This is a genomic window from Streptantibioticus cattleyicolor NRRL 8057 = DSM 46488 (genome assembly GCF_000240165.1).
GTDB lineage: Bacteria > Actinomycetota > Actinomycetes > Streptomycetales > Streptomycetaceae > Streptantibioticus > Streptantibioticus cattleyicolor.
On record NC_017586.1, the window covers coordinates 5,690,022 to 5,715,334 of the forward strand.

Consider the following 25,313-nt stretch of genomic DNA (forward strand, 5'->3'; position numbering starts at 1 on the left):
CGCTTGGAAAGCTAGCTCACCCAGGGCCCCGGCGCCACCCCCCGGTACGGGGCTCACAGCACGGCGTCGGTGCGCAACGGGCCCGCGGTGACGTGCAGCGTCCTGATGTGCGCCGGTTCGGCGTCGTCGAGGCGGTAGATGTGCATGAACGGGGCGCGCACCACGGTGCCCGGGTCGTCCCTGCGCGCCATGACGGCCTCGCCGCGCAGCAGGTGGACGCCGTCGGGTGCGGACCAGTGCTCCAGCACCTCGTGGGTGATGTGGAGCGGCGCGTCGATCTTCACGAAGAACGCCTTGATCGCCTCGGCGCCGGTCACGTGCGCGGTGCCGAAGAACATCTCGGTCTCCTCGGTCATCCGCGCGAAGCCCTCGCCGAAGGAGAGCGTGTCGATCTCGCGCATGATCTGGATCACCCATTCCGGCGGTGCCGAGGGGGTGGCGGTGTACGTCATCGTGGTGTCTCCGTTCAGGCGGCGGCGGGCAGGGCGGCGAGGAAGGCGTCGATCTCGGCGTTGACCGCGTCGGGGTTCTCCCGGGCGGCCAGGTGGGCGGTGTGCGGCAGCACGCGCAGGACGCCGCCGGGGATGGCGTCGGCCATCCGCCGCACCGCGTGCACCGGGAACTGGCTGTCCTCCTCCCCGGCGATCACCAGGACCGGGATGCCGGACGGGACGGTGGCCAGCCTGCGGTGCTCGTCCTTGCGGCCGATCAGGATGCTGCGCAGCGCCCAGGCCACCGACTTGGGGTCGTTGACCAGCACGGACCGGGTGAACTCCACGAACTCCGGGCGCTCGGCCTCGGCGGTCGGCCCGGCGAACGCGGCACGGGCGGCCCGGGCGGCGAGCTCCGGCATCCTCGCGTGCACCGAGAGGTAACCGGCGAGCGCGGTCGCCCAGACGCTCTCGAACATGGTGGGCAGCGAGGCGGTGCAGTTGATGCCGACCGCGGCCGTGGTCCGCTCCGGGTGGTAGGCCGGGAAGACCCCGGCGAGCATGCCGCCCCAGCTGTTGCCGACCAGGACGCACCGGTCGATGGCGAGCGCGTCCAGCACCTCGGTGAGCGCGTCGGCGCAGTCCTTCAGGTCGATGAGCTTGCGCAGCGCGTCCGACCTGCCGTGTCCGGGGCTGTCCACCAGCACCATGCGGTGGGTGGGGGCGAAGTGCTCGTACTGGTACCGCCACATGGTGCCGTCCATCATCAGGCTCGGCCAGCAGACCATGGCCGGCCCGTCGGCGCGGCCCCCCTCCCGCACGTTGATCAGTCCGAGCGAGGTGGGGATCAGCTTCTCGGTGACGTCGTCGAGCCAGTGTGCCGTTGCCATGACCGCTCCTCTCCCGCGGGAGGTGCCCGCGGGTCCGCGAAGGCTTCCGCTAACTAGTACGAGACTACTACTAGTACGGAATTAATACTAGGAGGGGCCGTCGTCCTGCGGTGTCAGCGGCTCCAGGGTGTCCGCCTCGATGGGCCGGTGGCAGCTGCTGCACGCCAGGTACGGCTCGGTGCGGTGGCCGCAGGAGGTGTGGAGCAGCGGCCGGGCGTCGGTGGGACGGGCGTCGGCGTGGGTCTCGGCCCAGCGGGTGACGGCGACGACGGCCGGGACGACCAGCTCGCGCGCGGGGTCGGTGAGCCGGTACTCGAACCAGGGCTTGTCCGCCCGGTAGGCCCGCTTCTCCAGCAGTCCCAGCTCGGTCAGGTCGTTCAGGCGGGCGGTGAGCATGGTCGCCGAGATCCCCAGGGTGCGCTTGAGCTCGCCGAACCGGTGGACGCCGAAGAAGACCTCACGCAGGATCTGGTAGTTCCAGCGCTCCGAGATCGCGGCGAGGAACGCCTGCCCGTGCTGGAAGGTGACGTGGTCGGGACGGTCGGCCATGAGCGGTCCTCACTAGTCGGGAAACGCAACTAGTATCAGTATGGGACCACTGCGTGGGGTGGTGCGAGGACCGGCTACCCGGGCGTTCCGGGCCGGTGCTCCCGCGTGACGGCGGCACCCGGCCCCGCCGCCGGACCCAGCCCGCGGGACGGCCCCTGGCAGCCCTGGGCCGCGGCGATACCGAGGGCCACCAGCAACGTGACGGTGACGAAGACGATCAGCCGCTGCCGCAGCAGCCGGCGGTTCGGACGTCCGGGACGCCGCCCGGCCGGCGTGCGCGGGGCACCGGGACGGGACGCCGCCGGGCGCCCCTGCGGATGCGGACGCGCCGGGGTCCGCTGCCGGTCCGCCGGGCGCTCCCCGGGACGACCCGAGGCGGGCGTCCGCTGCCCCGGCGCCCGGGCCGGGGTGCGTCCCGACGCCGGATCGGCCGCCGCCTCGGGCGCCGTATGCTGCCGCGCGTACTCCTCGGGCCGCCGCCCGGGCACCCGCTCCTGACGCGGCGCGACCAGCGGACCGCCGTCCCGCCGCACCGCGTCCAGCCCCCGGGCCTCCCGTGCCGCGATCTCCGCCAGCCGCTCGGCGAGCTGCGCCGCGCTCGGCCGCTCCTCCGGCTCCTTGGCCAGACACGCGTAGACCAGCGGCGCCAACGAGTCCGGCACACCGGTCAGATCGGGCTCCTCGTGCACCACCCGATAGAGCATCACCTCCGAACTGCCCTGCCCGAACGGGGAGTCCGCGGTCGCCGCGTACGACAACGTGGCGCCGAAGGCGAACACATCGGTGGCCGGGGTGACCGCCGCGCCGCGCACCTGCTCCGGCGCGAGGAAGCCGGGGGAGCCCACCGCCGTGCCGACGTGCGTCAGCGTGCTCGCCCCGGTCGCCCAGGCGATGCCGAAGTCGATGATGCGCGGACCCTTGGGGGAGAGCAGGATGTTGGAGGGCTTCAGGTCCCGGTGGACCACCCCGGCCTCGTGCACGTGCACCAGGCCCTCGGCGAGCGCCGCCCCGATCGCCGCGGCCTCGGCGGCCGGCAACGGCCCGTCCTCGCCGACCTTGTCGTAGAGCGAGGGCCCCGGCACGTACTGGGTGGCGAACCACGGCCGCTCCGTCTCCAGATCGGCGGCCACCAGCCGCGCGGTGCACCCGCCGCGGATCCGGCGCGCCGCCGACACCTCACGGGCGAACCGCTGCCGGAACTCCGAGTCCTCCGCCAGCTCCGGCCGGATCACCTTCAGCGCCACCCGCTGCCCGCGCTTGTCGGAACCGAGGTAGACCACGCCCATGCCGCCGGCGCCGAGCCGCCGGTGCAGCCGGAACGAGCCGACGACCCGCGGATCCTCGCGCCGGAGCCGCATCATCGCCATGTCCGTCCCCTGCCTTGCGGTGGATAGGCATCCGCTGGACGGGCCCGTCCGATCCGCCGGCCGGAGCCGTCGCGAGCTGGCTGTGGCCCGCTCCCGGCCTTCGGCTTCGGTGGCCGCACTCCCTCAGCCGCCTACTGACGTGGCACAGCTTACGGACTGACCGGCCGCCGTGCGGACAGGCGCCACTCACCGCCGACGGCGGGTCGCGTCCGGCGGTACCGGGCGCCCGGTATCCCCAACACCGCTGCCCCGCCCGGGTGATGCGCGTACCGTGAGCCCAACTCGGTTGACAGCACGCCATGTTGACGCCTCGACAGCCGTCCGTCCGCGCCGGTCGCGCCCGCACCGCGGGACGGTACCGGGCGGTGGCGTCCAGGGTGAGCGAAGTCACCCGTGCCCGCCCCGGTATCCGGGCGCGCGGTCCGCCCCGTCGTGCGCGGGTCCGCTCTCCGGGGCGCCCCTGAGAGCTGGGTGGAGAACGTCTCCACCCAGGGGAGTAGGGCGCCCCGGGCGGCCTCCTCCTCGTGGAGGCCCGGGAATCGGTACGACGGCATGACGTCCGCGCCCGGCCGCCCGCCTACCGTTGAGACATGCGGCGGGCGGCACACTCGTCCCCCGAGGTCACTCGCCCGCCGCTGCACCTGATCGTCGTCCGCGGCTGGACTTGCGGCGCTGGAGACAGCGCCACGCGGCCTGGGAGAGCGGCCCGGGCCGGTCCGACCGGCGCACGACCCCGTGGGGACGGGGACGCGGACGGCACGAGGCCCGGACGCCTGGAGAGGCGTCCGGGCCTCGCGGTGCCGGCATACGACGAACGAGGGCCCGGAGCGTGTGCTCCGGGCCCTCGGTACGTGTGGACGATACTGGGATTGAACCAGTGACCTCTTCCGTGTCAGGGAAGCGCTCTCCCGCTGAGCTAATCGTCCTCGGGACGTGTGCCACCGGCGCCGAAGGCGGACGATGGACACCGCGTGCGCGATACTGGGATTGAACCAGTGACCTCTTCCGTGTCAGGGAAGCGCTCTCCCGCTGAGCTAATCGCGCGGGCTTCCGGCCGGAGCCGGAAGGAAGGTCCTCACGGACCCTGGTGGACGATACTGGGATTGAACCAGTGACCTCTTCCGTGTCAGGGAAGCGCTCTCCCGCTGAGCTAATCGTCCGAGGTGGAGACGGGATTTGAACCCGTGTAGACGGCTTTGCAGGCCGTTGCCTCGCCTCTCGGCCACTCCACCAACGTGAGGATCAAGATCCTTTGTGAGGATCGAGATCTTCATCGAGCGGACGACGGGATTCGAACCCGCGACCCTCACCTTGGCAAGGTGATGCTCTACCAACTGAGCCACGTCCGCCTGTGTCGGGCTCCGGGGCGCTCCCGCGTCCCGGCGACGTGTTGAACTCTAGCGGAATTCCGCGCCAGCTCAAATTCCGTTTCCGCAGCGTGCCGGGCAAGTGGGGCGCGCGGGCGGCGCGTCGGCACCCCGGTCCGCGGAGGTAGCGTCGGAGCCGGAGGCCCGTAAGGCGCCGCTGACGAGCGAAGAAGGAGCCACGGCTGTGAAGATCTGGATCGACGGGGCGCTGCGCGCCGCCGCCGAGGCGACGGTCTCCGTACTCGACCACGGGCTGACCGTCGGCGACGGCGTCTTCGAGACGGTCAAGACGGTGGCGGGCACCGCGTTCGCGCTCGACCGGCACGTGGCCCGGCTCGCCCGTTCCGCCCGCGGCCTCGGGCTGCCCGAGCCCGACGGCGACCGGGTGCGCCGGGCCTGCGCCGAGGTGGTGGCGGCCAACCCCGCGCCGCTCGGCCGGCTGCGGATCACCTACACCGGCGGGGTGAGCCCGCTCGGCTCGGACCGCGGCGAGGCCGGCGCCACCCTCGTGGTGGCCCTCGCCCCCACCACCCCGCACCCGCCCGCCACCGCCGTGGTGACCGTGCCCTGGGCCCGCAACGACAAGGGCGCCCTGACCGGGCTGAAGACCACCTCCTACGCGGAGAACGTGCTGGCGCTGGCCCGGGCCAAGGAGCGGGGGGCCACCGAGGCGCTCTTCGCCAACACCCGCGGCCACCTGTGCGAGGGCACCGGCTCCAACGTCTTCGTGGTGGTCGGCGGCGAACTGCTCACCCCGCCGCTGGACTCCGGCTGCCTGGCCGGGATCACCCGGCAACTGGTGCTGGAGTGGACCGGGGCCCGCGAGGCGGAACTGCCCATGGAGATCCTGCGCGAGGCCGAGGAGGTCTTCCTCACCTCCACCGTGCGCGACGTGCAGGGCGTCCACCGGGTCGACGACCGCGACCTGCCCGGCACCCCCGGCCCGGTCACCGCCAAGGCCATGCGGGTCTTCGCCGAACGCGCCGCGGCCGACCCCAACCCCTGACCGCGCCCCGGTCAATGCGGTGGCGGCCCGCTCGCCGACGGGGGTAGAACAACCCCGACGGGCACCGCCACCGCGACGAGGGGAACACGCCTGACGATGACCACCACCCTGCGGCCGGCCGCACCCGAGGACTCCGGCCCCGGCGGGACCCGCTCCCGGCGCTACACGGTGTGCGTCAACAGCCGTCCGGTCGGTGAGCTGCGCCTCGCCACCGACGTGCGGTTCGGCGCCGCCGTCGGCCGCATCACCGACCTGCGGATCGCCGGACCGGACCGGGGACGCGGCCGGGCGACCGTCGCCGCGCTCGCCGCCGAGGAGGTGCTGCGCGGCTGGGACTGCCGCCGCGTCGAGGTGACCGTCCCGGAGACCGCCCCGGCCGCGCTGCGGCTGGCCGCCGCGCTCGGCTACACCGAACGCAACCGCGCCATGCGCAAGGAACTGCCGCCCACCCCGCCCGACCTGCCGCCGGGCAGCCGCCCCCGGCCGATGGACGAGGACGACTTCGTCGCCTGGCACGCCTGGGAACGCGAGCACTACGTCGCGAGCTGGACCCGACACGGCGTCCCGCCCGAGCAGGCCCGGGCCAAGGCGGAGGCCGACCACCGCGTCCTCCTCCCGGACGGCCCGCGCACCGCCCACACCGTGCTGCGCGTCCTCGTCCACGACGGCGCCGACGTCGGCCACCTGTGGCTCAGGCTCCCCGCCACCCCCGACACCGACGCCTGGGTCTTCTTCGTGGACGTCCCCGAGGACCACCGCGGTCACGGCCACGGCCGCACCCTGATGCACCTCGCCGAACGCGAATGCCTCACCGCCGGCGTCCGCTCCCTCGCCCTCAACGTCTTCACCGGCAACACCCCGGCCGAGCGCCTCTACGAGTCCCTCGGCTACCGCACCACCCAACGGACGCTGACCAAGCCGCTGCTGTGATCCACGCGACGCGGCCGGGCGCCGTGGCCGGGGTCCGTTTCCCCCGGGCGTCGCGCGACGGAAACGGCGCCGGGCGAACCCCTGCCGCGGGCCCGCACGGTGCGGACGCGGAGGGGCCGGCTCCGCGTCGCCCGGCTGTGCAGGCCCGGTCACCGCGTCATGGGCCGACGCGGCCGGGCGCCGTGGGCAAGGCCCGTTCCCTCGGCCACCGCCGACCGGAGGGACGCCGCGCGGGCGGGCCGGAGCCGGTGCGCGGGCGGCGCCGGGGCGGTCCCGTCCCGCCGCGCCGGCGCGTCCTCGCCGGGGCCGGTTCCCCCGGGCCGCTGCCGTGATCCGTCCGGCGCGGGCGGCGCCGGGGCGGTCAGTTCTGGGCGGCTTCGGCCAGGAGGCGGTCGGCGATCAGCTCGACGCGTTCGCGCAGGCCCTCCTGGCTCTTGCCGCCGTCGAGGCGTTCGCCGCCGATGACGTAGGTGGGGGTGCCGGTCACGCCGATCGCCTTGGCCTCGGCCTCGTCGGCGTCGACGGTGAGGATGTGGCGGCCGTCGACCAGGGCGGTGTCCACCTCCTCGGCGTCCAGGCCGAGTTCGGCCGCGATCTCCACCAGCAGTGGCTCGCCGCGCTCGCCGAGTTCCTCGACGCGGGCGAGCACGGCCTCCGCGTAGGGCCATCCCTTGCCCTGGGCGGCGGCCTCCTCGGCGGCCTGCGCGGCGGCGTGCGCGTGGCCGTGCTTGGCCAGCGGGAAGTGGCGCAGCTGGATGTCGAGGGCGTCACCGTAGCGGGCACGCAGCGCGCGCAGATCGGTCAGGGCCGAGCGGCAGTCGGGGCATTGCAGGTCGCACCAGACTTCCAGCGCCGGGCGGCGGATGGCATCGTTCATGCCGCCAGTGTGTCAGCCCGGCGTGGGAGCGTCCGCCGGCACCTGCGGAGGAGGGCGACCCGGAGATCCCCCGGATCCTTGTCCCGCGGCCATGGCGGCACGGTCCGCCGCGAGGCAGGATGGAAGGGATGCGAGACCTTGTGAGGGGGACCGACCAGTGACGACGGCGAAGTGCACCACGCGGCGGGGGAGCCGGCCATGCTGACCGGCACCGTCTGCCTCGCGCTCTCCGGCGCCGGGCTGGCCGTCGCGCTGCTGACCGCCTGGCGCCGCCGCTTCCTGCGGGCCACCCGGATCGCCGCGGTGGCGCTGCTCCCGGTCGGTCTGTACCTCACCGGGCTGCTCACCATGCTCGGCCGGATCGGCCGGGCGATCGGCTCCTGGGCGGCCGGGCTCGTCCTCGACCCCACGGTGTGGGCCGGGGTCGCGGTGCTGGCGCTCGCGGTGGTCCTGTGGGTCGCGGCCCGGCTGGCCGCCGGACGCGCCGCCGGACGCCGTACCCGCGCCGAACAGCCCTCGGTGACCGGCGGCTCCGCCACCGCCCTGGGCGGCGCGACGCCCCCGCCCACCGCCACCCCGTCCGCCAAGCGCCCCAAGCGCGCCGCCGACGACCCGCTCTCGGAGTTCGGCGACATCGAGGAGATCCTGCGCAAGCGCGGCATCTGACCTGGGCCGCCGCCCCCAATAGCACCCCCGGGCTTTCGGTACAAGAACCGCCCAGGGAGGTGGGCGTGTCGAGGGGTACGCCGGCCCGGCGCTGGGTCATGATCGTCCGGGCCGCCGCTCAACTGCCGTAAGTGAACGGCAAGTTGGCGTGAGCGTGACGCACGGCTGTGCGAGTGCGGCCCTTGTCGCCCGATGCTTCATGACCTTGCCGAGGCCGCGCACCGATGAACGACGAGACCCGCGGATGCCTGTTCGCGCTCTCCCAGCCGCCGCTGATGCTCTTCCTGGGAGTGATCGGCACGTTGCTGTTCTTCGGGGCGTGTTACGACCTGTTCCTGCTGTGACCGCCGGTCAGTCGGCCGCTTCCCGGCGGCGCGCCCGGTAGGCGGCCACATGCAGCCGGTTCCCGCAGGTGCGGCTGTCGCAGTAGCGGCGTGAACGGTTGCGGGACAGGTCCACGAAGGCCCGGCGGCAGTCGGGCGCGGCGCACCGGCGCAGCCGTTCCGACTCACCGGCCACCACCAGGAAGGCCAGCGCCATGCCGCCGTCGGCCGCCAGGTGGTGGGCGAGCGAGGCACCGGGCGCGAAGTAGTGCACATGCCAGTCGTAGCCGTCGTGATCGGTCAGCCGTGGCGTGGTCCCCGCCTGCGCCACCAGCGCGTTGATCAACTCGGCCGCCGCCCGGGGGCCCGGCGCGGCGAAGACCGCGGCGAACCGTTCCCGTACCTGGCGCACCGCGAGCAGATCGGTCTCGTCCAGCCGGTCCGTCCCGCTGATCCGGTGGCGGGCGGCGAAACCGCGCAGCGCCTCCAGATCGGCGATCCCGTCCGGGGCGGGCGGCTCCGCGGCGGTGTTGACCAGGTCCACCACCCAGTCCAGAGCACGCCGGTTGTCGTGGTCGATCAGCACGGCTTCGCTCCCTGACCGGGTCGGCGGCAGACCTCGGCAGGCGGTGGCCACCGCCTGCCGACGGGTGACTTTAGCGCGCGCCTCCCCGGTCGGCGCCGGTGATCGCCCGGACGCGGAACGCCGCCGCCACGAAATCCGTGGCGGCGGCGTCACCGGCAGGCGGGGACAGGTCCGCGGCAGTCCCCCCGAGACAGGACGGCCGCGGACGGCGTACAGGGGTCCTAGCTCTCCGCCAGGATGTGCGAGAGCTCCGTGTCGAGATCGAAGTGCCGGTGTTCCGTGCCGGGCGGCACGGCGGCATCCGTGCGCTTCAGGAACGACTCCAGAGCCCGCGCCGGAGCCTCCAGCAGCGCCTCGCCCTCCGGGGAGCTGAGGGCGATGCAGACGACGCCCTGGCCGTGGCTCCTGGAGGGCCACACGCGGACGTCGCCGGTGCCGGTGGGCCGGTGCAGCCCCTCCGCGAGCAGGTCGCGGGCGAAGACCCACTCGACCGTCTCTTCGGCACCGGTGTGGAACGTGGCGTGCACGGCGTAGGGATCGGCCGTGTCGTACCGCAGGCCCGCGGGCACGGGCAGTGAGGATTCGCTCGACACAACGAGGCGCAGGTGCAGCTCGCAGCTGACCGTGGTGTTCATAAGCGCCAGGGCCTTTCGCTCAGTGTGCGCTCGGGGATTCGCACGTCGGCGAAATCGACATGCCACCTGCGGGGACGTTGTAAACCCCTCTGACCGGTTTGTGAGGATTCTGGTACTTCGTTCGGACCAATCGCCGAGCGGGCCGCTGGGCCGATCCGGTGAGGGCCTGCCCCGAGGTCCACCGAGGGCGACCGTCACCCACCGTCACCAGGTGGCTGCGAAGGTGCCGGGGCCCGGCCGGGGCCCGGCCGGGGCCCGCCGCACCGGGTGGTCGAGAGCCCCCGCTGACATGCGGTAATGTTGTCCCCGCGCCGGGGCGATTAGCTCAGCGGGAGAGCGCTTCGTTCACACCGAAGAGGTCACTGGTTCGATCCCAGTATCGCCCACCCTGCGCGAGGGCCCGGATGCCGTCACGGCATCCGGGCCCTCGGCGTCTTCGGCGCCCTCTCGCCACCACCGCGGCCCGGGCGGCAGACTCGGCCCCGTGGACTGGTCCCGCTACACCTTCCGCAGCCGCTGGCTGCTGCCCGCCGACCCCGCCGCCGTCTACGCCGTCCTCGCGGACGTCGAGCACTACCCCGCCTGGTGGCCCCAGGTCCGCGAGGTCCGGCGGATCGACGAGACCTCCGGCACCCTGCGCATCCGCTCGCTGCTCCCGTACGACCTCACCGTCACCCTGCGCCAGGACCGCCGCGACCCGGTGGCCGGCGTCCTGCGCGCCCGGCTGAGCGGGGACATGGACGGCGTGGCGACCTGGCGGCTGACAGCCGACCGCGACGGCACCCTGGTCCGCTTCGAACAGCACGTCGTGGTCGCGAAACCGCTGCTGCGCAGGCTCGCCGTCCCCGGCCGCCCCTTCTTCCGCGCCAACCACGCGCTGATGATGCGGGCCGGACGACGCGGTCTGCGCGCCGCGCTCGCCCCCGCCGCACCGGCCGTTTGAACGCGGGGCGTCCGGCACTGTATTGTTCAGGACGTGCCGCGGGGAACCGCACCGCACACAACCCGGGCGATTAGCTCAGCGGGAGAGCGCTTCGTTCACACCGAAGAGGTCACTGGTTCGATCCCAGTATCGCCCACCGCGACAAGGCCGGTCAGTCAACGTACTGACCGGCCTTGTGCGTTGACCGCCGCCGGGCCCTCCGCTCAGGCCGCCCGCGGCAGCCGGGGACGCAACGGCCACGCCGGATCGCACCGCTCCGGCGAACCGTTGCGGGCGAACCACGCCTGAAGTCCCCGCGCCTGTGCGGCATGCCACAACGCCTGGCGCACATGGAGTTCGGCCGGCGTCATGCCACCGACCCCGCCGTCGGCGAACCGGCGGCCTATCGCCCGGGTGACCTCCAGCGCCGCCAGCGCGTCGGCCGCCGCGTCGTGCGCGTCGGTGAGCGCCACATCGTAGTGCGCGCACAGGTCCGACAGCGTGCGGCGCCCCTTGCGGTAGCGGTCCGCGTGCTTGTCGAGCACCCGCGGATCGAGCACGCACAACGGCTCTTGCGACCAGTAGCCGTCCAGCCCGGTGCCGCGGTGCCGGTGCAACTCCCGGTCCAGCAGCGTCAGATCGAACGGCGCGTTCATCACCACCAGCGGCAGCCCGGCCCCCGGACCACCGGCCAGGGCACGGGCGATCGCCTCCACCGCCGGACCCGGCGGCACGCCGTGCCGGGCCACGTACCCGTCGGAGAGCCCGTGCACCGCGGTCGCCGCCTCGGGCACCGGCACCCCGGGCGAGATCAGCCAGCGCCGCGACCACGGTGTGGCGCCGGGGCGTTCCTGCACCACCAGCGCCGCCGTGACGATCCGGTCCCGCTCGACGTCCACCCCGGTCGTCTCGGTGTCGAACGCGGCGAGCGGCCCGTCGAACCAAGAAGGCATGGCCGGCCCCCTGTTCCGCTCATCCAGCCTGCCGGACGCCAACTACCGCGAAAACCCGCCGACTTGGCGAAACCGCGACGTCCGTGACGGTCTCTTACCCCCGACCCGCGCCCGGCGAACCGCACTCGTTTGCGGATCACCCGGGCCGGAGAAACCCTCAGTGGACGCCGCGTTCGCACACCACCGCGGCCCTCACCCACCACCGCCACCAGGCCCGGAAGGCACGGCAAGCCATGGCGCTCGCGCAGCCCCGACCGGGCGGGCCGCATCCCGGGCACGGCACGACGCCGAGGGGCGGACTCGCCGTCACCAGTTGCATGGAGACCCTGCAAGTGGGCTACCTGCACGCGGTCGCCGCCGCCGCGGGGTGCTCACTGGCCCAGCCCTACCCCGACAACGGCATCGACTGGCACGTCAGCCACACCTCGCCCGGCCACCTGGTGGACGACGAAGTCACCATAAAGATCCAGCTCAAGGCGACCTACCAGGTGGCGCCGCACCCGCCGGGGCCGTTCTTCTCCTTCACCCTCGACAACGACCACCTGGTCAAGCTCGCCCGCCACCCGGTCTCGGTGCACAAGATCCTCGTGGTGATGCTCGTCCCACGCGGCCAGGAACGGTGGATCGGCGCCGGCCACGAGCGGATGGAACTGCGCCACTGCTGCTACTGGACCAACCTGGCCGGCCACCCGGTGACCGGCCGCCACAAGACCACCGTGCGCATCCCGACCGCCCGGATCTTCGACGACCGGGCACTGTGCGAGATCATGGCCCGGGTCGGGGCGGGAGGGAGACCCTGATGTGGCACGACCCGGAACACCCCTCGCCACCCGCCCCCGACCAGGTGGACCCCGAGGTGCTCACCGCCCTGCTGGTACGCCACGGCTGGCAGCGCCGCGGCGGCGTGCACGGCCGCTACACCCGCTGGACCCCGCCCGGCGCCGCACCACGCGGCGGCCCCGGCGCCGGCACCTCCCTGCTGGTCCCCGCCCCCGGCGGCTACGGCGACTACTGCGACCTGCTCGGCGAGGCGCTCACCGCGCTGGCCCGCTCCGGCGCCCCCTCCGCCCGCGACGTCCTGCTCGCCCTGGCCGTACCCGGCGACGAGATCCGCTGGCGGCGCGCGGCCGGCGGCACCGGCGCTGCGGTCCCCTGGGACGAGGCCGAACGGCTGCGCACCGCCGCCGCCGACACCCTGCTGGCCGCCGCCCGCGCCACCCGGAGCCGCGCCGGATACTTCGGCGAACGCCACCGCCGGTACGCCGACGCCTACCTGCGCCAGGTCCTCGTCGGGCCCAGCCCGAGCGGCCAGGCGCTCACCGCCTACGCCCCGGCACCGGACGGCCGCGCCGTCACCGTCACCCTGCTGCGGGCGCTGCGCGCGGTCCGGGACGCCGTCGACCACCAGCGCGCCACCGGCCGGCTCGACGCCTTCGACGCCGCCGTCGAACTCGGCGTCTGCCACGAACTGGTCACCGCGATCGCCCTGCTGGTGCACGGCAGCGAGGGCGCCGAGCTCCAGCTCGACTGGTCCCCGGTGGCCGGAGTCCCCGTCGGCCTCGCCGCCCGCCCCGCACCCGTCGGCTTCACCCCCGGCGACCTGCCCGCACTCCACCTGGCCGCCGCCCGCTACCTGGCCGCCGAACCCGCGCTGCCGGCCACCGTCACCGGCACCGTCACCCGGCTGCGCAGCGACCGCCCGGAGGACGGCGGCACCGTACGGCTGCGGGTGCTGGCCGGCGCCCCGGTCGCCCGGATCCGGGCCGGCCTCGACCGCCACGCCTACCGCGTCGCCGTCCACGCCCACCTCGTCGGCCTGCCGCTGCGGCTCACCGGCAGGCTGGAGAGCCGCGGCGGCTTCCGTACCCTCGCCGCGGTCACCGCGGTGGCCCCGGTGCCGGTGGACGCGGCGGAACGGGAACGGATGCTCAAGGCGCTCGACGACGGCGAGCCGGGCCAGGACGGTTACGGCCCGACGGGCTGACCCCGGTACGATCGCACCGGGGCAGCGTCGCGCTGCCGTCGCCCAGATCCAGTCAGGAGTAACCGGTGTCTCAGATCCGTGTGGTCATCAAACGCGATTCCGTTGAGCGGGAAGAGCGGGTGGTCACGACGGGTACGACGGCCGCGGACCTCTTCGGCGGCGAGCGCACCGTGGTCGCCGCCCGGGTGGCCGGCGAGCTGAAGGACCTGGCCCACAAGGTCGCCGAGGGCGACGAGATCGAGCCGGTCGAGATCGGCAGCGAGGACGGCCTCGCCATCCTGCGCCACTCCACCGCGCACGTGATGGCCCAGGCCGTGCAGGAGCTCCACCCCGAGGCCAAGCTGGGCATCGGTCCGCCCATCAAGGACGGCTTCTACTACGACTTCGACGTCGACAAGCCGTTCCACCCCGATGACATCAAGGCCATCGAGAAGAAGATGCAGGAGATCGTCAAGCGCGGCCAGCGCTTCTCCCGCCGCGCGGTCAGCGACGAGCAGGCCCGCGAGGAGCTGGCCGGCGAGCCCTACAAGCTGGAGCTGATCGGCCTCAAGGGCTCCGCCGCCGACGCCGCGGAGGGCGCCTCCGCCGAGGTCGGCGCCGGCGAGCTGACCATCTACGACAACCTGGACGCCAAGACCGGCGAGCTGTGCTGGAAGGACCTGTGCCGCGGTCCCCACCTGCCCACCACCCGGCTGATCCCGGCCTTCAAGCTGATGCGCTCGGCCGCCGCCTACTGGCGCGGCAGCGAGAAGAACCCGCAGCTCCAGCGGATCTACGGCACCGCCTGGCCCTCCAAGGACGAGCTCAAGGCCCACCTCGACTTCCTCGCCGAGGCCGAGAAGCGCGACCACCGCAAGCTCGGCAGCGATCTCGACCTGTTCTCCATCCCCGAGGAGATCGGCTCCGGCCTCGCCGTCTTCCACCCCAAGGGCGGCATCGTGCGCCGCGCCATGGAGGACTACTCGCGCCGCCGCCACGAGGAGGCGGGGTACGAGTTCGTCTACACCCCGCACGCCACCAAGGGGAAGCTGTTCGAGGTCTCGGGCCACCTGGACTGGTACGCCGACGGCATGTACCCGCCCATGCAGCTCGACGAGGGCATCGACTACTACCTCAAGCCGATGAACTGCCCCATGCACAACCTGATCTTCCGTGCCCGGGGCCGCTCCTACCGCGAACTCCCGCTGCGCCTCTTCGAGTTCGGCACCGTCTACCGCTACGAGAAGTCCGGCGTGGTGCACGGCCTCACCCGCGCCCGCGGCTTCACCCAGGACGACGCGCACATCTACTGCACCAAGGAGCAGATGGCCGACGAGCTCGACTCGCTGCTCACCTTCGTGCTGGGCCTGCTGCGCGACTACGGCCTGGAGGACTTCTACCTGGAGCTGTCCACCAAGGACCCGGAGAAGTACATCGGGACGGACGAGAACTGGGAGGAGGCCACCGCCACGCTGCGCAAGGCGGCCGAGAAGCAGGGCTTGGAGCTCGTGCTCGACCCCGGCGGCGCCGCGTTCTACGGCCCCAAGATCTCCGTCCAGGCCCGCGACGCCATCGGCCGCACCTGGCAGATGTCCACGATCCAGGTGGACTTCAACCTCCCCGAGCGCTTCGACCTGGAATACACCGCGGCCGACGGCTCCCGGCAGCGCCCGGTGATGATCCACCGCGCCCTCTTCGGCTCCATCGAGCGCTTCTTCGCGGTGCTGCTGGAGCACTACGCGGGCGCCTTCCCGGCGTGGCTCGCCCCGGTCCAGGCGGTCGGCATCCCGATCGGCGACGCCCACGTGCCGTACCTGGCCGAGTTCGCCGCCAAGGCGAAGGCCAAGGGGGTGCGCATGGAGGTGGACTCCTCGGCGGACCGCATGCAGAAGAAGATCCGCAACGCGCAGAAGTCCAAGGTCCCGTTCATGGTCATCGCCGGTGATGACGACATGGCGGCCGGCTCGGTGAGCTTCCGCTACCGGGACGGGTCGCAGAAGAACGGCATCCCGTGTGACCAGGCCATCTCCGAGATCGTTGATGTGGTGGAGCGCCGCGTCCAGGTGTGATCGCGGTCGTGAGGACGGTCAGGGGGCCCCGCTTCGGCGGGGCCCCCGGCGTTTATGCTGGCCCGCATGACGACTGAGCCGGAAGAGCAGATCGGAGTGGGGACGCCGGACGCGTTCCAGCGCCTGTGGACCCCGCACCGCATGGCGTACATCCAAGGCGAGAACAAGCCGACCGGCCCGGGCGCCGGGGACGGCTGCCCGTTCTGCGACATCCCGGCCAAGTCGGACGAGGACGGCCTCGTGCTCGCCCGAGGTGAGCACGTGTACGCGGTGCTCAATCTGTACCCCTACAACGGCGGACACTGCATGATCGTCCCCTTCCGTCACGTCGCCGACTACACGGAGTTGAACGACGTGGAGACGGTCGAGTTGGCCGAATACACCAAGCAGGCCATGACCGCGCTGCGGTCCGCGTCCGGGGCGCACGGGTTCAACATCGGCATGAACCAGGGCGCGGTGGCGGGCGCGGGGATCGCGGCCCATCTGCATCAGCACGTGGTGCCCCGGTGGGGCGGGGACACCAACTTCATGCCGGTCGTCGGTCACACCAAGGTGCTGCCGCAGTTGCTCGCCGACACCCGGGCGATGCTCGCCGCCCACTGGCCCAAGGGCTGACCGGGCCGGCACCGCTGAAACGCCGCGGCGGGCCCGGGGACGATCCCGGACCCGCCGCGTACGCCTGTCGTCACGCGTCGTAGGCGTCGGCCTTCTTCGGCGCGGCCTCCTGCACCCCGGTGCCCAGCGCCAGCGAGCGGGCGGCGAACCGTTCGGTGTCCACGCCGTTCTCCCGCAGCACCGACAGCGCCGCGGAGTGCACCACCCGCAGCACCGGGGTCACCGCGCGCAACGCGTCGTCGGCCATGAAGCGGTGCTTCCACGGCTTGCCGGCCCAGGTGTGCCGCAGCCCGAACGGCTCGGGCAGGGTGAGCTTGCCGCCGAGGTAGTCCAGCACCGGCGGGAACCAGGTCAGCGGGGCGCGCGCGGACAGCCGCACCACCTCGGCCGAGTCCACCAGCGGCAGCCGTACGGTGCGGGTCTCCCAGAACTTGACGCTCTTGGCGACCTTCTTCTCCTTAGGGCTCGGCTTGGACAGGAAGATCCCGTCCACCGGGCCGAGGGCGTGCCCGGAGACCTCGATGCGCAGCGTGTGGTGGAGCACGGTCACCGTGATCAGCAAGGTGATCACCAACTGGCCGTCCCAGAGCACGAACTGCACGCCCAGGTAGTGCCGGTTGCCGGCGCCGAACTGCTGCTCGTTGCAGATCCGCTGGATCTCGAAGTCCTTGACGGTGAACCCCTCCACCTCGGCACCGGTGGGGCGGGTGATGCCCTTGGCGTTCTCGCCGATCGGGGCGACGACCCAGTTCCGTATCGACGGCTTGGGGAAGCCGCCGGTGTGCAGCGGGCCGCGCTCCAGTTCGCGCAGGCGGTCCTGGATGGCGCGTATCACGTCCCAGCTGCGGAACGGGTGGATGTCCTGGCCCTCCTCGCGGGGCACCAGTTCCTCGGCGAGCTGCCAGACGCCCCAGCGGGAGCCCATGCCGAGTATGCCCTTGGGGCCGGCGTAGAAGACCACGTTGCTGTTCTGCTCGGCGGCCAGCGCCACCAGGGACTTGCGCAGTTGCTCGGCGCGGGCGTCGTCGGGGTGCTGCGGTACGGCTTCGGGGATCTTGGCGCCCACGCCGCCGCCGGAGAGCAGCCCCGACCAGCGGTCGCGCAGGTCGACGGCGGTGCGTTCGCAGATCCGCTTGGCCACGTACCAGCCGGCCACCGGTACCACCAGCATCAGCCGCAGGTAGAGCGCGCCGATGCCGGTGAGCGGCGGGCGCCACAGCAGCAGCACGCCCAGGCCCACCACGACGGCGAGGACCACCCCGCCCAGCATCCCGGCGCGGCCCTGGCGTTTGGCGAGGGTGCGCCGCAGCTGGAAGGCGCCCAGCCAGATCAGCACCCCGGGCAGGAAGAGGAGCCCGAAGACCAGCATCACCACGGTGAGCCGGGCGTCGCGCTGCTGGCGGATGCGGTTGGCGGCCAGGCAGTGTTCCACCACGGCCTGCGGGTCCATGCCGAAGGACTGGACGGTCTCGGCGCGGCCGGCGCCGAGCATGCGCATCTGCACGGCGCGGGCGAACGCCTCACCGAGGTTGGGCTCGAAGAGCGACAGCCGGGGCGGCTGCACGGTCGCCTCCGGGTTGACCTCGACCAGCGCCTCGACCGGGCCGTCCCGGTAGGCGGCGGAGGCCAGCGCCTGGGTGGCGGCGGTGTCTCCGTCGCCGCCGGTCACCGGGATCTGCGCGCCCGGACTGAAGTCGAACTCCGTGCCGGAAAAATTCGACAGTACAGACAACGACGCCCCCATCTCGCCCGGCGCCGACTCCCCGCGGCCCCGGGCACGTTGGCCAACCACGGCTGACCCGCCCATTCCCCGGAACGGGCGCCGTGGAACCTCCCGGTGGCCCCGGGAGCACCACTTCTCCGATCACCGCACAGCGTATCCGTCCGGCGCACCGGCGTACCGGCGCGTTCACCCGGCGCACCGGTGGACAGGGGGGCTCGCAACGTGCCGCCCGCGGGCCTTTGTTGGCGCGGTGCGCGGACCGGGCGCCCCCGGGGCGGGGCGCCCGACGGGTCACCCGGTGGCCTGCGACTCCCGCAGTTTGGTGGCGAGTTGCGGGGGCATTGGTTCGTGGCGTGCGTAATCGCGGCTGAAACGGCCGGTTCCGTGCGAGATGGACCGCAGATCGATCGCGTACCGGCCGATCTCGATCTCGGGGACTTCGGCGCGCACCAACGTCCGTCCGGCGCCCGCCGGTTCGGTGCCCAGGACGCGGCCCCGGCGGCCGGCCAGGTCGCTCATCACCGGGCCCACGTACTCGTCGGAGACGAGCACCCGCACCTCGGAGACGGGTTCCAGCAGGTGGATGCGGGCGCCGTCGGCGGCCTCCCGCAGCGCCAGCGCGCCGGCGGTCTGGAACGCGGCGTCGGAGGAGTCCACCGAGTGGGCCTTGCCGTCCAGCAGCGTCACCCGTACGTCCACCACCGGGTAGCCGGCCGCGACGCCCTTGGCGGCCTGGGCCCGTACCCCCTTCTCCACCGAGGGGATGAACTGGCGGGGCACGGCGCCGCCGACCACCTTGTCCACGAACTCGATCCCGGAGCCCACCGGCAGCGGTTCCACCTCGATCTCGCAGATGGCGAACTGGCCGTGGCCGCCGGACTGTTTGACGTGGCGTCCGCGCCCGGCCGCCTTCTCGCCGAAGGTCTCGCGCAGCGCCACCCGGTAGGGCACCGCGTCCACCTGGACCCCGTAGCGGGCGCGCAGCCGTTCCAGGGCCACGTCGACGTGGGCCTCGCCCAGGCACCAGAGCACCACCTGGTGGGTGTCCTGGTTGTGTTCCAGGCGCATGGTGGGGTCCTCGGCGACCAGCCGGGCCAGCCCCTGGGAGAGCTTGTCCTCGTCGGCCTTGCTGTGCGCCTCGATGGCCACCGGCAGCAGCGGGTCGGGCATCAGCCACGGCTCCATCAGCAGCGGGTCGTCCTTGGCCGACAGGGTGTCCCCGGTCTCGGCGCGGCCCAGTTTGGCCACGCACACCAGGTCGCCGGCGACCGCCTTGGCCACCGGGCGCTGCTGCTTGCCGAAGGGTGAGGTGAGCGCCCCCACGCGTTCGTCCACGTCGTGGTCCTCGTGGCCGCGGTCGGTCAGTCCGTGGCCGGAGACGTGGACGGTGTCGTCGGGGCGCAGGGTGCCGGAGAAGACCCGGACCAGCGAGAGCCGGCCGACGTAGGGGTCGGACGAGGTCTTGACCACCTCGGCGGCGAGCGGGCCGTCCGGGTCGCACTCCAGGGGCTGGCGGGGGCCGCCGTCCGGTGTGGTGACCGCGGGGGCCTCGCGCTCCAGCGGGGTGGGGAAGCCGCCGGTGATCAGCTCCAGCAGCTCGACGGTGCCCAGGCCCTGGCGGGCGCCCTCGGCCGGCGGGGCGGCGGCGAGCACCGGGTGGAAGGTGCCCCGGGCCACCGCCCGTTCCAGGTCCTCCACCAGCGTCTTGAGGTCCACCTCCTCGCCGCCGAGGTAGCGGTCCATCAAGGTCTCGTCCTCGCTCTCGGCGATGATCCCCTCGATGAGCCGGCCGCGCGCCTCCTCGATCAGCGGCAGGTGTTCGGGGTCCGGGTCGCGTTCGACGCGTTCGCCGGAGGAGTAGTCGAAGATCCGCTGGGAGAGCAGCCCGATGAGCCCGGCCACCGGCGTGTGCCCGTCGGAGCGTTCCTCGCCGTGGAGCGGCAGGTACAGCGGGAGTACCGCGTCCGGGTCGTCGCCGCCGAAGGCGCGGCGGCAGATCTCGGTCATCTCGTCGAAGTCGGCGCGGGCCGCGTCGAGGTGGGTGACGACCACCGCGCGCGGCATCCCGACCGCGGCGCACTCCTCCCACACCATGCGGGTGGCGCCGTCCACCCCGTCGGCCGCCGAGACGACGAAGAGCGCCGCGTCCGCCGCCCGCAGCCCGGCCCGCAGCTCCCCGACGAAGTCCGCGTACCCCGGTGTGTCCAGCAGGTTGATCTTGACGTTGCCCCAGGTCACCGGGGCGAGGGAGAGCTGCACCGAGCGCTGCTGGCGGTGCTCGATCTCGTCGTAGTCGGACAGCGTGGTGCCGTCCTGGACCCGGCCGCACCGGCCCAGCGCCCCGCAGGCCGCGGCCAGCGCCTCCACCAGGGTGGTCTTGCCCGAACCGCTGTGGCCGACCAGCACCACGTTGCGCAGCCCCTCGGGCCGGTCGGCCGCCGGTACGCCTCCGGCGGCTCCCGCGTGTGTCTGTTGTTTGTCGCCCATCGTCTGCCTCCCGGTGATATCGGGGGTGACTGCCCGGCTGTGCGGGCACGGATGGTGTGCGCGAACGCCTGCGCCGCCGGGCCTTCGGGCCGCACCGCGGCGGGCGGCTCGCGGCTGCGCCCGCGGTCCTTCGACCTTCCCACGACCGTAACGTTGCGTCCATACGTCGTACCCTCGGCCGTGGCCGGGTGGTGCCGCGGGAGCCGCCCGGATGCGCGCCTGGCTACGATGGGGCGGCCGGTGGCCGCAGGGGCCGGCCGGCACCTGCGACTGTCGGGAAGGCCATGCTGAACAAGTACGCGCGTGCATTCTTCACGCGTGTCTTCACACCGTTCGCCGCTCTGCTGCTGCGCAAGGGGGTGAGCCCCGACACCGTCACGCTCATCGGCACCGCCGGGGTCATCGCGGGCGCGCTGGCCTTCTACCCCAGAGGGGAGTTCTTCTGGGGCACGGTGGTGATCACCCTCTTCGTCTTCTCCGACATGGTCGACGGCAACATGGCCCGGCAGATGGGCCGCTCCAGCCGGTGGGGGGCCTTCCTGGACTCCACGCTCGACCGGCTCGCCGACGCGGCGGTCTTCGGCGGGCTGGCGCTGTGGTACGCCGGGCGCGGTGACGACCGGGTGCTCTGCGCGGTCGCCATCTTCTGCCTGGCCAGCGGGCAGGTGGTGTCGTACACCAAGGCGCGCGGCGAGGCGATCGGGCTGCCGGTGGACGTCAACGGGCTGGTGGAGCGCTCCGAGCGGCTGGTGATCTCGCTGGTGTTCTGCGGCCTGTCCGGGCTCCACAAGTTCGGGGTGCCCTACATCCAGTGGCTGCTGCCGATCGCGTTGTGGATCGTGGCGGTGGGCTCGCTGGTGACGTTGGTGCAGCGGGTGGTCACGGTGCACCGGGAGGCCGCCGAGGCCGATGCGGCGGCCCGCGACGGGCAGGGGAACCCGGCGTGAACGACAAGCTCAGCGAGATCGTCTACGGCGCCGGCTGGTCGCTGGTCAAGCGGTTGCCGGAGTCGGCGGCGGCGGCGCTGGGCCGGACGGTGGCGGACGCCACCTGGCGCCGCCGCGGGCCCGGCGTGCTGCGGCTGGAGGCCAACTACGCGCGGGTGGTGCCGGACGCCGGCCCGCAGCGGCTGGCCGAGCTGTCCCGGGCGGGCCTGCGGTCCTACCTGCGCTACTGGATGGAGTCGTTCCGGCTGCCGGTGTGGAGCAAGCAGCGGATCCGGGACGGCTTCGCCCCGGCCGACGTCCATCTGCTCCAGGACGCGCTGGCGGCCGGCCGGGGCGTCATCCTGGCCCTGCCGCACATGGGCAACTACGACCTGGCCGGGGCGTGGGTCACCACCAAGCTGGGGGTGCCGTTCACCACCGTCGCCCAGCGGCTGAAGCCCGAGTCGGTCTACGACCGGTTCGTCGCCTACCGCGAGGGGCTGGGCATGGAGGTGCTGCCGCACACCGGCGGCTCGGCCTTCGGCACGCTGGCCCGGCGGCTGCGCGACGGCGGCCTGGTCTGCCTGGTCGCCGACCGCGACCTGTCCGCCTCCGGGATCGAGGTGGACTTCTTCGGCGAGCCGGCCCGGATGCCGGCCGGCCCCGCCATGCTCTCGGTGCAGACCGGCGCGGTGCTGCTCCCGGTCACCTTGTGGTACGACGACTCGCCGGTGCTCCAGGGCCGGGTGCACCCGCCGGTGCCGGTGCCGGCCGAGGGCACCCGGGCGGAGAAGGCCGCCGTGATGACGCAGGCGATGGCGGACGCCTTCGCCTCCGGGATCGCCGCCCACCCCACCCACTGGCACATGATGCAGAAGCTGTGGCTGTCCGATCTGCTGACGCCGGCCGCGGACGGCGAACGGTCCCCGCGCGGCCCCGTGGCGCGGGACACTTCCGGTGAGGGCGCGCGCCCGTCGGCCGAGGGTCCGGGGACCGCCCGGGCCACGGCGGCGGAGGGCGCCGGATCGGAGCGGCCGTGAGGATCGGGATCGTGTGCCCGTACTCCTGGGACGTCCCCGGCGGGGTCCAGTTCCACATCCGGGACCTGGCCGAGGATCTGATCCGGCGCGGCCACGAGGTCTCGGTGCTCGCCCCCGCCGACGAGGACACCCCGCTGCCGCCGTACGTGGTCAGCGCCGGCCGCGCCGTGCCGGTGCCGTACAACGGCTCGGTGGCCCGGCTCAACTTCGGCTTCCTGTCGGCGGCCCGGGTGCGCCGCTGGCTGCACGACGGCGGCTTCGACGTGATCCACATCCACGAGCCCGCCTCGCCCTCGCTCGGCCTGCTGTCCTGCTGGGCCGCCCAGGGGCCGATCGTGGCCACCTTCCACACCTCCAACCCGCGTTCCCGGGCGATGATCGCCGCCGGCCCCATCCTCCAGCCCGCCCTGGAGAAGATCAGCGCCCGGATCGCGGTCAGCGAGTACGCCCGCCGCACCCTGGTCGAACACCTCGGCGGCGACGCGGTGGTCATCCCCAACGGGGTGGACGTGGGGTTCTTCGCCGACGCCGAGCCCAAGTCGGAGTGGCAGGGGCTGGACGCCCCCGGGTCGGTGGCCGGCGGCGCCGCGCGGGCCGCCACCATCGGGTTCATCGGCCGCATCGACGAACCCCGCAAGGGGCTGCCGACGCTGATGCGGGCGCTGCCGAGGATCCTCGCCGAGCGCCCCGGCACCCGCCTGCTGGTGGCCGGCCGCGGTGACGAGCAGGAGGCGGTCGCCTCGCTCCCGGAGGCGGTGCGCGGCCAGGTGGAGTTCCTCGGCATGGTCAGCGACGAGGACAAGGCCCGGCTGCTGCGCAGCGTCGACCTGTACGTCGCCCCCAACACCGGCGGGGAGAGCTTCGGCATCATCCTGGTCGAGGCGATGTCGGCCGGCGCCCCGGTGCTCGCCGGCGACCTCGACGCGTTCCGGCAAGTGCTCGACGGGGGAGCGGCCGGTGAGCTGTTCCCGGTGGAGGACGCCGACGCGCTCGCCGCCGCCGCGCTGCGCCTGCTGTCCGACCCCGCCCGCCGGTCCGCGCTGCGGGCGGTCGGCAGCGCCCACGTCCGCCGTTTCGACTGGTCGGTGGTGGGCGGCGAGATCCTCTCGGTGTACGAGATGGTGACCGACGGCGCCGCCTCGGTGGCCCCGGACGAACGCACCCGGCTGCGCGGCCGGCTGGGACTGACCCGCGGCTGACCGGCGGCGTCCCGCCTCGCGCGGTGCGGGACGCCGGGCGGGCGGGCACCGGTTGCGACGGTAGCCTTGCGGTCCGTGGTGACGACTTTGATCTGGATCGCGGCCGTCGCCGTGCTGCTCGGTGTCTACCTGAGCTGGACGGCGAGCCGGCTGGACCGGCTGCACGCGCGGATCGACGCGGCGCGGGCGGCGCTCGACGCCCAGCTGCTGCGCCGCGCCTCGGTGGCCCAGGAACTCGCCACCTCCGGCGTGCTCGACCCGGCCGCCTCCATGGTGCTCTACCAGACCGCGCACGCCGCCCGGCAGGCCGAGGACGACCACCGCGAGGTCGCCGAGAGCGAGCTGAGCCAGGCGCTGCGCGCGGTCTTCGCCGAGCCGGCCGCGGTGGAGGCGGTACGGCAGGCCCCCGGCGGCCCGGAGGCGGTGGGGGAGCTGACCGCCGCGGTACGGGGTACGCCGATGGCCCGGCGGTTCCACAACGACGCGGTGCGGGCGGCCCGGGCGGTGCGGCGCCACCGGGTGGTGCGCTGGTTCCGGCTGGCCGGCCACGCCCCGTTCCCGATGGCCTTCGAGATGGACGACGAGCCGCCGCCGCTGTTCACCGCGGAGGGCGGCGGCCACGTGCGGCCCGGCACCGCGGGCAACTGAGGCCACCAAGCGGTCCACCCGCTGCCGATTGGCCCTTTTCCGGAGGGTACCGTCTGCGCTTTCGTCGGATACGTAGCGCGTGACCGGCTCAAGTGGACCGGACGGAAGGGTCCGGAGCCGATCCGCGCGGCCCTACGATCGGGGCCAGTCGCACGCATTAACGACGAATGAGGTCAAACCGTGTCCACCACGCCCCCCAGCACCCCCGAGACCCCTGAGACCGGCACCGCGCGCGTCAAGCGCGGCATGGCCGAGCAGCTCAAGGGCGGTGTGATCATGGATGTCGTCACCCCGGAGCAGGCGAAGATCGCCGAGGACGCCGGCGCGGTCGCGGTCATGGCCCTGGAGCGGGTCCCCGCCGACATCCGCAAGGACGGCGGCGTGGCCCGGATGTCCGACCCGGACATGATCGAGGGCATCATCGACGCCGTCTCGATCCCGGTGATGGCCAAGTCCCGGATCGGCCACTTCGTCGAGGCCCAGGTCCTCCAGGCGCTCGGCGTCGACTACATCGACGAGTCCGAGGTGCTCACCCCGGCCGACGAGGTCAACCACAGCGACAAGTGGGCCTTCACCACCCCGTTCGTCTGCGGTGCCACCAACCTGGGCGAGGCGCTGCGCCGGATCGCCGAGGGCGCCGCGATGATCCGCTCCAAGGGCGAGGCCGGCACCGGCAACGTCGTGGAGGCCGTCCGCCACCTGCGCCAGATCAAGGGCGAGATCGGCCGCCTGCGCGCGCTGGACAACAACGAGCTGTACGCCGCCGCCAAGGAGCTGCGCGCCCCCTACGAGCTGGTCAAGGAGGTCGCCGAGCTGGGCAAGCTGCCGGTGGTCCTCTTCTCGGCCGGCGGTGTGGCCACCCCGGCCGACGCCGCGCTGATGCGCCAACTCGGCGCCGAGGGCGTCTTCGTCGGCTCCGGCATCTTCAAGTCCGGCGACCCGGCCAAGCGCGCCGCCGCCATTGTGAAGGCCACCACCTTCTACGACGACCCCAAGGTCATCGCCGATGTCTCCCGCGGTCTCGGCGAGGCCATGGTCGGCATCAACTGCGACACCCTCACCGACAGCGAGCGGTACGCCAACCGCGGCTGGTGACCGCCCCGGCCGTGCGGTGACCTTGTGGTGCCGTCGCCCGCGCCCC

General features: G+C 73.2%; 23 protein-coding genes and 7 tRNA genes. 15 read left to right on the plus strand and 15 right to left on the minus strand.

What is annotated here, in order from left to right:
- Positions 1–53 precede the first annotated feature (53 nt).
- The 9 genes from SCATT_RS24970 to SCATT_RS25010 all read right to left on the minus strand — a co-directional run bounded on the left by SCATT_RS24970 (position 54) and on the right by SCATT_RS25010 (position 4,586).
- Entirely contained in the window at positions 54–452 is a 399-nt protein-coding gene (locus SCATT_RS24970; RefSeq protein WP_014145980.1) for a hypothetical protein, read from the minus strand.
- A gap of 14 nt (positions 453–466) precedes the next feature.
- Positions 467–1,321 (minus strand): alpha/beta fold hydrolase, encoded by an 855-nt coding sequence (locus SCATT_RS24975; RefSeq protein ID WP_014145981.1) that lies wholly within the window; start codon positions 1,319–1,321, stop codon positions 467–469.
- Between the two features lie 87 nt (positions 1,322–1,408).
- Positions 1,409–1,870 (minus strand): winged helix-turn-helix transcriptional regulator, encoded by a 462-nt coding sequence (locus tag SCATT_RS24980; protein WP_014145982.1) that lies wholly within the window; start codon positions 1,868–1,870, stop codon positions 1,409–1,411.
- A gap of 74 nt (positions 1,871–1,944) precedes the next feature.
- Positions 1,945–3,237: a serine/threonine-protein kinase gene (locus SCATT_RS24985; protein ID WP_014145983.1), complete on the minus strand. Its 1,293-nt coding sequence runs from the start codon at positions 3,235–3,237 to the stop codon at positions 1,945–1,947.
- Between the two features lie 854 nt (positions 3,238–4,091).
- Positions 4,092–4,163, minus strand: a tRNA-Val gene (locus SCATT_RS24990).
- 46 nt (positions 4,164–4,209) lie between these two features.
- Positions 4,210–4,281: transfer RNA gene (locus SCATT_RS24995), tRNA-Val, on the minus strand.
- 41 nt (positions 4,282–4,322) lie between these two features.
- A tRNA-Val gene (locus tag SCATT_RS25000) sits at positions 4,323–4,397 on the minus strand.
- Position 4,398: 1 nt separating this feature from the next.
- A tRNA-Cys gene (locus SCATT_RS25005) sits at positions 4,399–4,469 on the minus strand.
- A 44-nt stretch (positions 4,470–4,513) separates the two neighbouring features.
- Positions 4,514–4,586, minus strand: a tRNA-Gly gene (locus SCATT_RS25010).
- Positions 4,587–4,788: 202 nt separating this feature from the next.
- On the opposite strand from SCATT_RS25010, the gene SCATT_RS25015 reads away from it, so the two are divergent.
- Both SCATT_RS25015 and SCATT_RS25020 read left to right on the plus strand, forming a co-directional pair.
- Positions 4,789–5,610: an aminotransferase class IV gene (locus SCATT_RS25015; protein ID WP_014145984.1), complete on the plus strand. Its 822-nt coding sequence runs from the start codon at positions 4,789–4,791 to the stop codon at positions 5,608–5,610.
- A 96-nt stretch (positions 5,611–5,706) separates the two neighbouring features.
- Entirely contained in the window at positions 5,707–6,540 is an 834-nt protein-coding gene (locus SCATT_RS25020) for a GNAT family N-acetyltransferase (RefSeq protein WP_014145985.1), read from the plus strand.
- A gap of 361 nt (positions 6,541–6,901) precedes the next feature.
- Here the strand turns inward: SCATT_RS25020 and SCATT_RS25025 are convergent, their stop codons facing one another.
- Entirely contained in the window at positions 6,902–7,417 is a 516-nt protein-coding gene (locus tag SCATT_RS25025; protein ID WP_014145986.1) for a DsbA family protein, read from the minus strand.
- 198 nt (positions 7,418–7,615) lie between these two features.
- Here SCATT_RS25025 and SCATT_RS25030 point away from each other — a divergent pair, with 198 nt between their 5' ends.
- Positions 7,616–8,083 carry a hypothetical protein gene (locus SCATT_RS25030; protein WP_014145987.1) on the plus strand — a complete coding sequence of 156 codons (468 nt, stop codon included), beginning with the start codon at positions 7,616–7,618 and terminating at the stop codon, positions 8,081–8,083.
- A 351-nt stretch (positions 8,084–8,434) separates the two neighbouring features.
- Here the strand turns inward: SCATT_RS25030 and SCATT_RS25035 are convergent, their stop codons facing one another.
- Positions 8,435–8,992 (minus strand): CGNR zinc finger domain-containing protein, encoded by a 558-nt coding sequence (locus SCATT_RS25035; protein ID WP_014145988.1) that lies wholly within the window; start codon positions 8,990–8,992, stop codon positions 8,435–8,437.
- 221 nt (positions 8,993–9,213) lie between these two features.
- A complete protein-coding gene (locus SCATT_RS25040; protein WP_003959770.1) occupies positions 9,214–9,627 on the minus strand; it encodes an SsgA family sporulation/cell division regulator in 414 nt (137 codons plus the stop codon).
- Between the two features lie 314 nt (positions 9,628–9,941).
- Between SCATT_RS25040 and SCATT_RS25045 the strand changes: the two genes are divergently transcribed.
- The 3 genes from SCATT_RS25045 (at position 9,942) to SCATT_RS25055 (ending at position 10,706) form a co-directional block, all read left to right on the plus strand.
- Positions 9,942–10,013 (plus strand) — tRNA-Val (locus SCATT_RS25045).
- Positions 10,014–10,111: 98 nt separating this feature from the next.
- Positions 10,112–10,570 carry an SRPBCC family protein gene (locus tag SCATT_RS25050; RefSeq protein ID WP_014145990.1) on the plus strand — a complete coding sequence of 153 codons (459 nt, stop codon included), beginning with the start codon at positions 10,112–10,114 and terminating at the stop codon, positions 10,568–10,570.
- Positions 10,571–10,634: 64 nt separating this feature from the next.
- A tRNA-Val gene (locus tag SCATT_RS25055) sits at positions 10,635–10,706 on the plus strand.
- A gap of 67 nt (positions 10,707–10,773) precedes the next feature.
- Here SCATT_RS25055 and SCATT_RS25060 read toward each other — a convergent pair.
- Positions 10,774–11,502, minus strand: a complete 729-nt coding sequence (locus SCATT_RS25060; protein ID WP_014145991.1) for an exonuclease domain-containing protein — start codon at positions 11,500–11,502, stop codon at positions 10,774–10,776.
- A gap of 233 nt (positions 11,503–11,735) precedes the next feature.
- Here SCATT_RS25060 and SCATT_RS25065 point away from each other — a divergent pair, with 233 nt between their 5' ends.
- The 4 genes from SCATT_RS25065 (at position 11,736) to SCATT_RS25080 (ending at position 16,149) form a co-directional block, all read left to right on the plus strand.
- The gene (locus SCATT_RS25065; RefSeq protein ID WP_041824975.1) at positions 11,736–12,302 is read left to right on the plus strand and encodes a DUF4365 domain-containing protein; all 567 of its coding nucleotides are present in this window, start codon (positions 11,736–11,738) and stop codon (positions 12,300–12,302) included.
- The gene (locus SCATT_RS25070; RefSeq protein ID WP_014145993.1) at positions 12,302–13,486 is read left to right on the plus strand and encodes a hypothetical protein; all 1,185 of its coding nucleotides are present in this window, start codon (positions 12,302–12,304) and stop codon (positions 13,484–13,486) included. Before SCATT_RS25065 ends, SCATT_RS25070 begins: the two co-directional genes overlap by 1 nt.
- A 65-nt stretch (positions 13,487–13,551) precedes the next feature.
- Positions 13,552–15,534 carry a threonine--tRNA ligase gene (gene thrS, locus SCATT_RS25075; RefSeq protein WP_014145994.1) on the plus strand — a complete coding sequence of 661 codons (1,983 nt, stop codon included), beginning with the start codon at positions 13,552–13,554 and terminating at the stop codon, positions 15,532–15,534.
- A 54-nt stretch (positions 15,535–15,588) separates the two neighbouring features.
- A complete protein-coding gene (locus SCATT_RS25080; RefSeq protein WP_014145995.1) occupies positions 15,589–16,149 on the plus strand; it encodes an HIT family protein in 561 nt (186 codons plus the stop codon).
- A gap of 70 nt (positions 16,150–16,219) precedes the next feature.
- Here SCATT_RS25080 and SCATT_RS25085 read toward each other — a convergent pair whose 3' ends face one another.
- Both SCATT_RS25085 and SCATT_RS25090 read right to left on the minus strand, forming a co-directional pair.
- Positions 16,220–17,893: a hypothetical protein gene (locus SCATT_RS25085; protein ID WP_042507589.1), complete on the minus strand. Its 1,674-nt coding sequence runs from the start codon at positions 17,891–17,893 to the stop codon at positions 16,220–16,222.
- A 270-nt stretch (positions 17,894–18,163) separates the two neighbouring features.
- Positions 18,164–20,359, minus strand: a complete 2,196-nt coding sequence (locus SCATT_RS25090) for an elongation factor G-like protein EF-G2 (RefSeq protein WP_014145997.1) — start codon at positions 20,357–20,359, stop codon at positions 18,164–18,166.
- 284 nt (positions 20,360–20,643) lie between these two features.
- Between SCATT_RS25090 and pgsA the strand changes: the two genes are divergently transcribed.
- From pgsA to pdxS, 5 genes are all read left to right on the plus strand, one after another.
- A complete protein-coding gene (pgsA, locus tag SCATT_RS25095; RefSeq protein ID WP_014145998.1) occupies positions 20,644–21,306 on the plus strand; it encodes a phosphatidylinositol phosphate synthase in 663 nt (220 codons plus the stop codon).
- Complete coding sequence (locus tag SCATT_RS25100) at positions 21,303–22,325, plus strand: phosphatidylinositol mannoside acyltransferase (protein WP_014145999.1); 1,023 nt, start codon at positions 21,303–21,305, stop codon at positions 22,323–22,325. The genes pgsA and SCATT_RS25100 overlap by 4 nt, the downstream gene beginning before the upstream one ends.
- A complete protein-coding gene (locus SCATT_RS25105; RefSeq protein ID WP_014146000.1) occupies positions 22,322–23,524 on the plus strand; it encodes a glycosyltransferase family 4 protein in 1,203 nt (400 codons plus the stop codon). The genes SCATT_RS25100 and SCATT_RS25105 overlap by 4 nt, the downstream gene beginning before the upstream one ends.
- A gap of 75 nt (positions 23,525–23,599) precedes the next feature.
- Complete coding sequence (locus tag SCATT_RS25110) at positions 23,600–24,172, plus strand: hypothetical protein (protein ID WP_014146001.1); 573 nt, start codon at positions 23,600–23,602, stop codon at positions 24,170–24,172.
- A gap of 180 nt (positions 24,173–24,352) precedes the next feature.
- Positions 24,353–25,267, plus strand: a complete 915-nt coding sequence (gene pdxS / locus SCATT_RS25115) for a pyridoxal 5'-phosphate synthase lyase subunit PdxS (RefSeq protein WP_014146002.1) — start codon at positions 24,353–24,355, stop codon at positions 25,265–25,267.
- Positions 25,268–25,313: the final 46 nt, after the last annotated feature.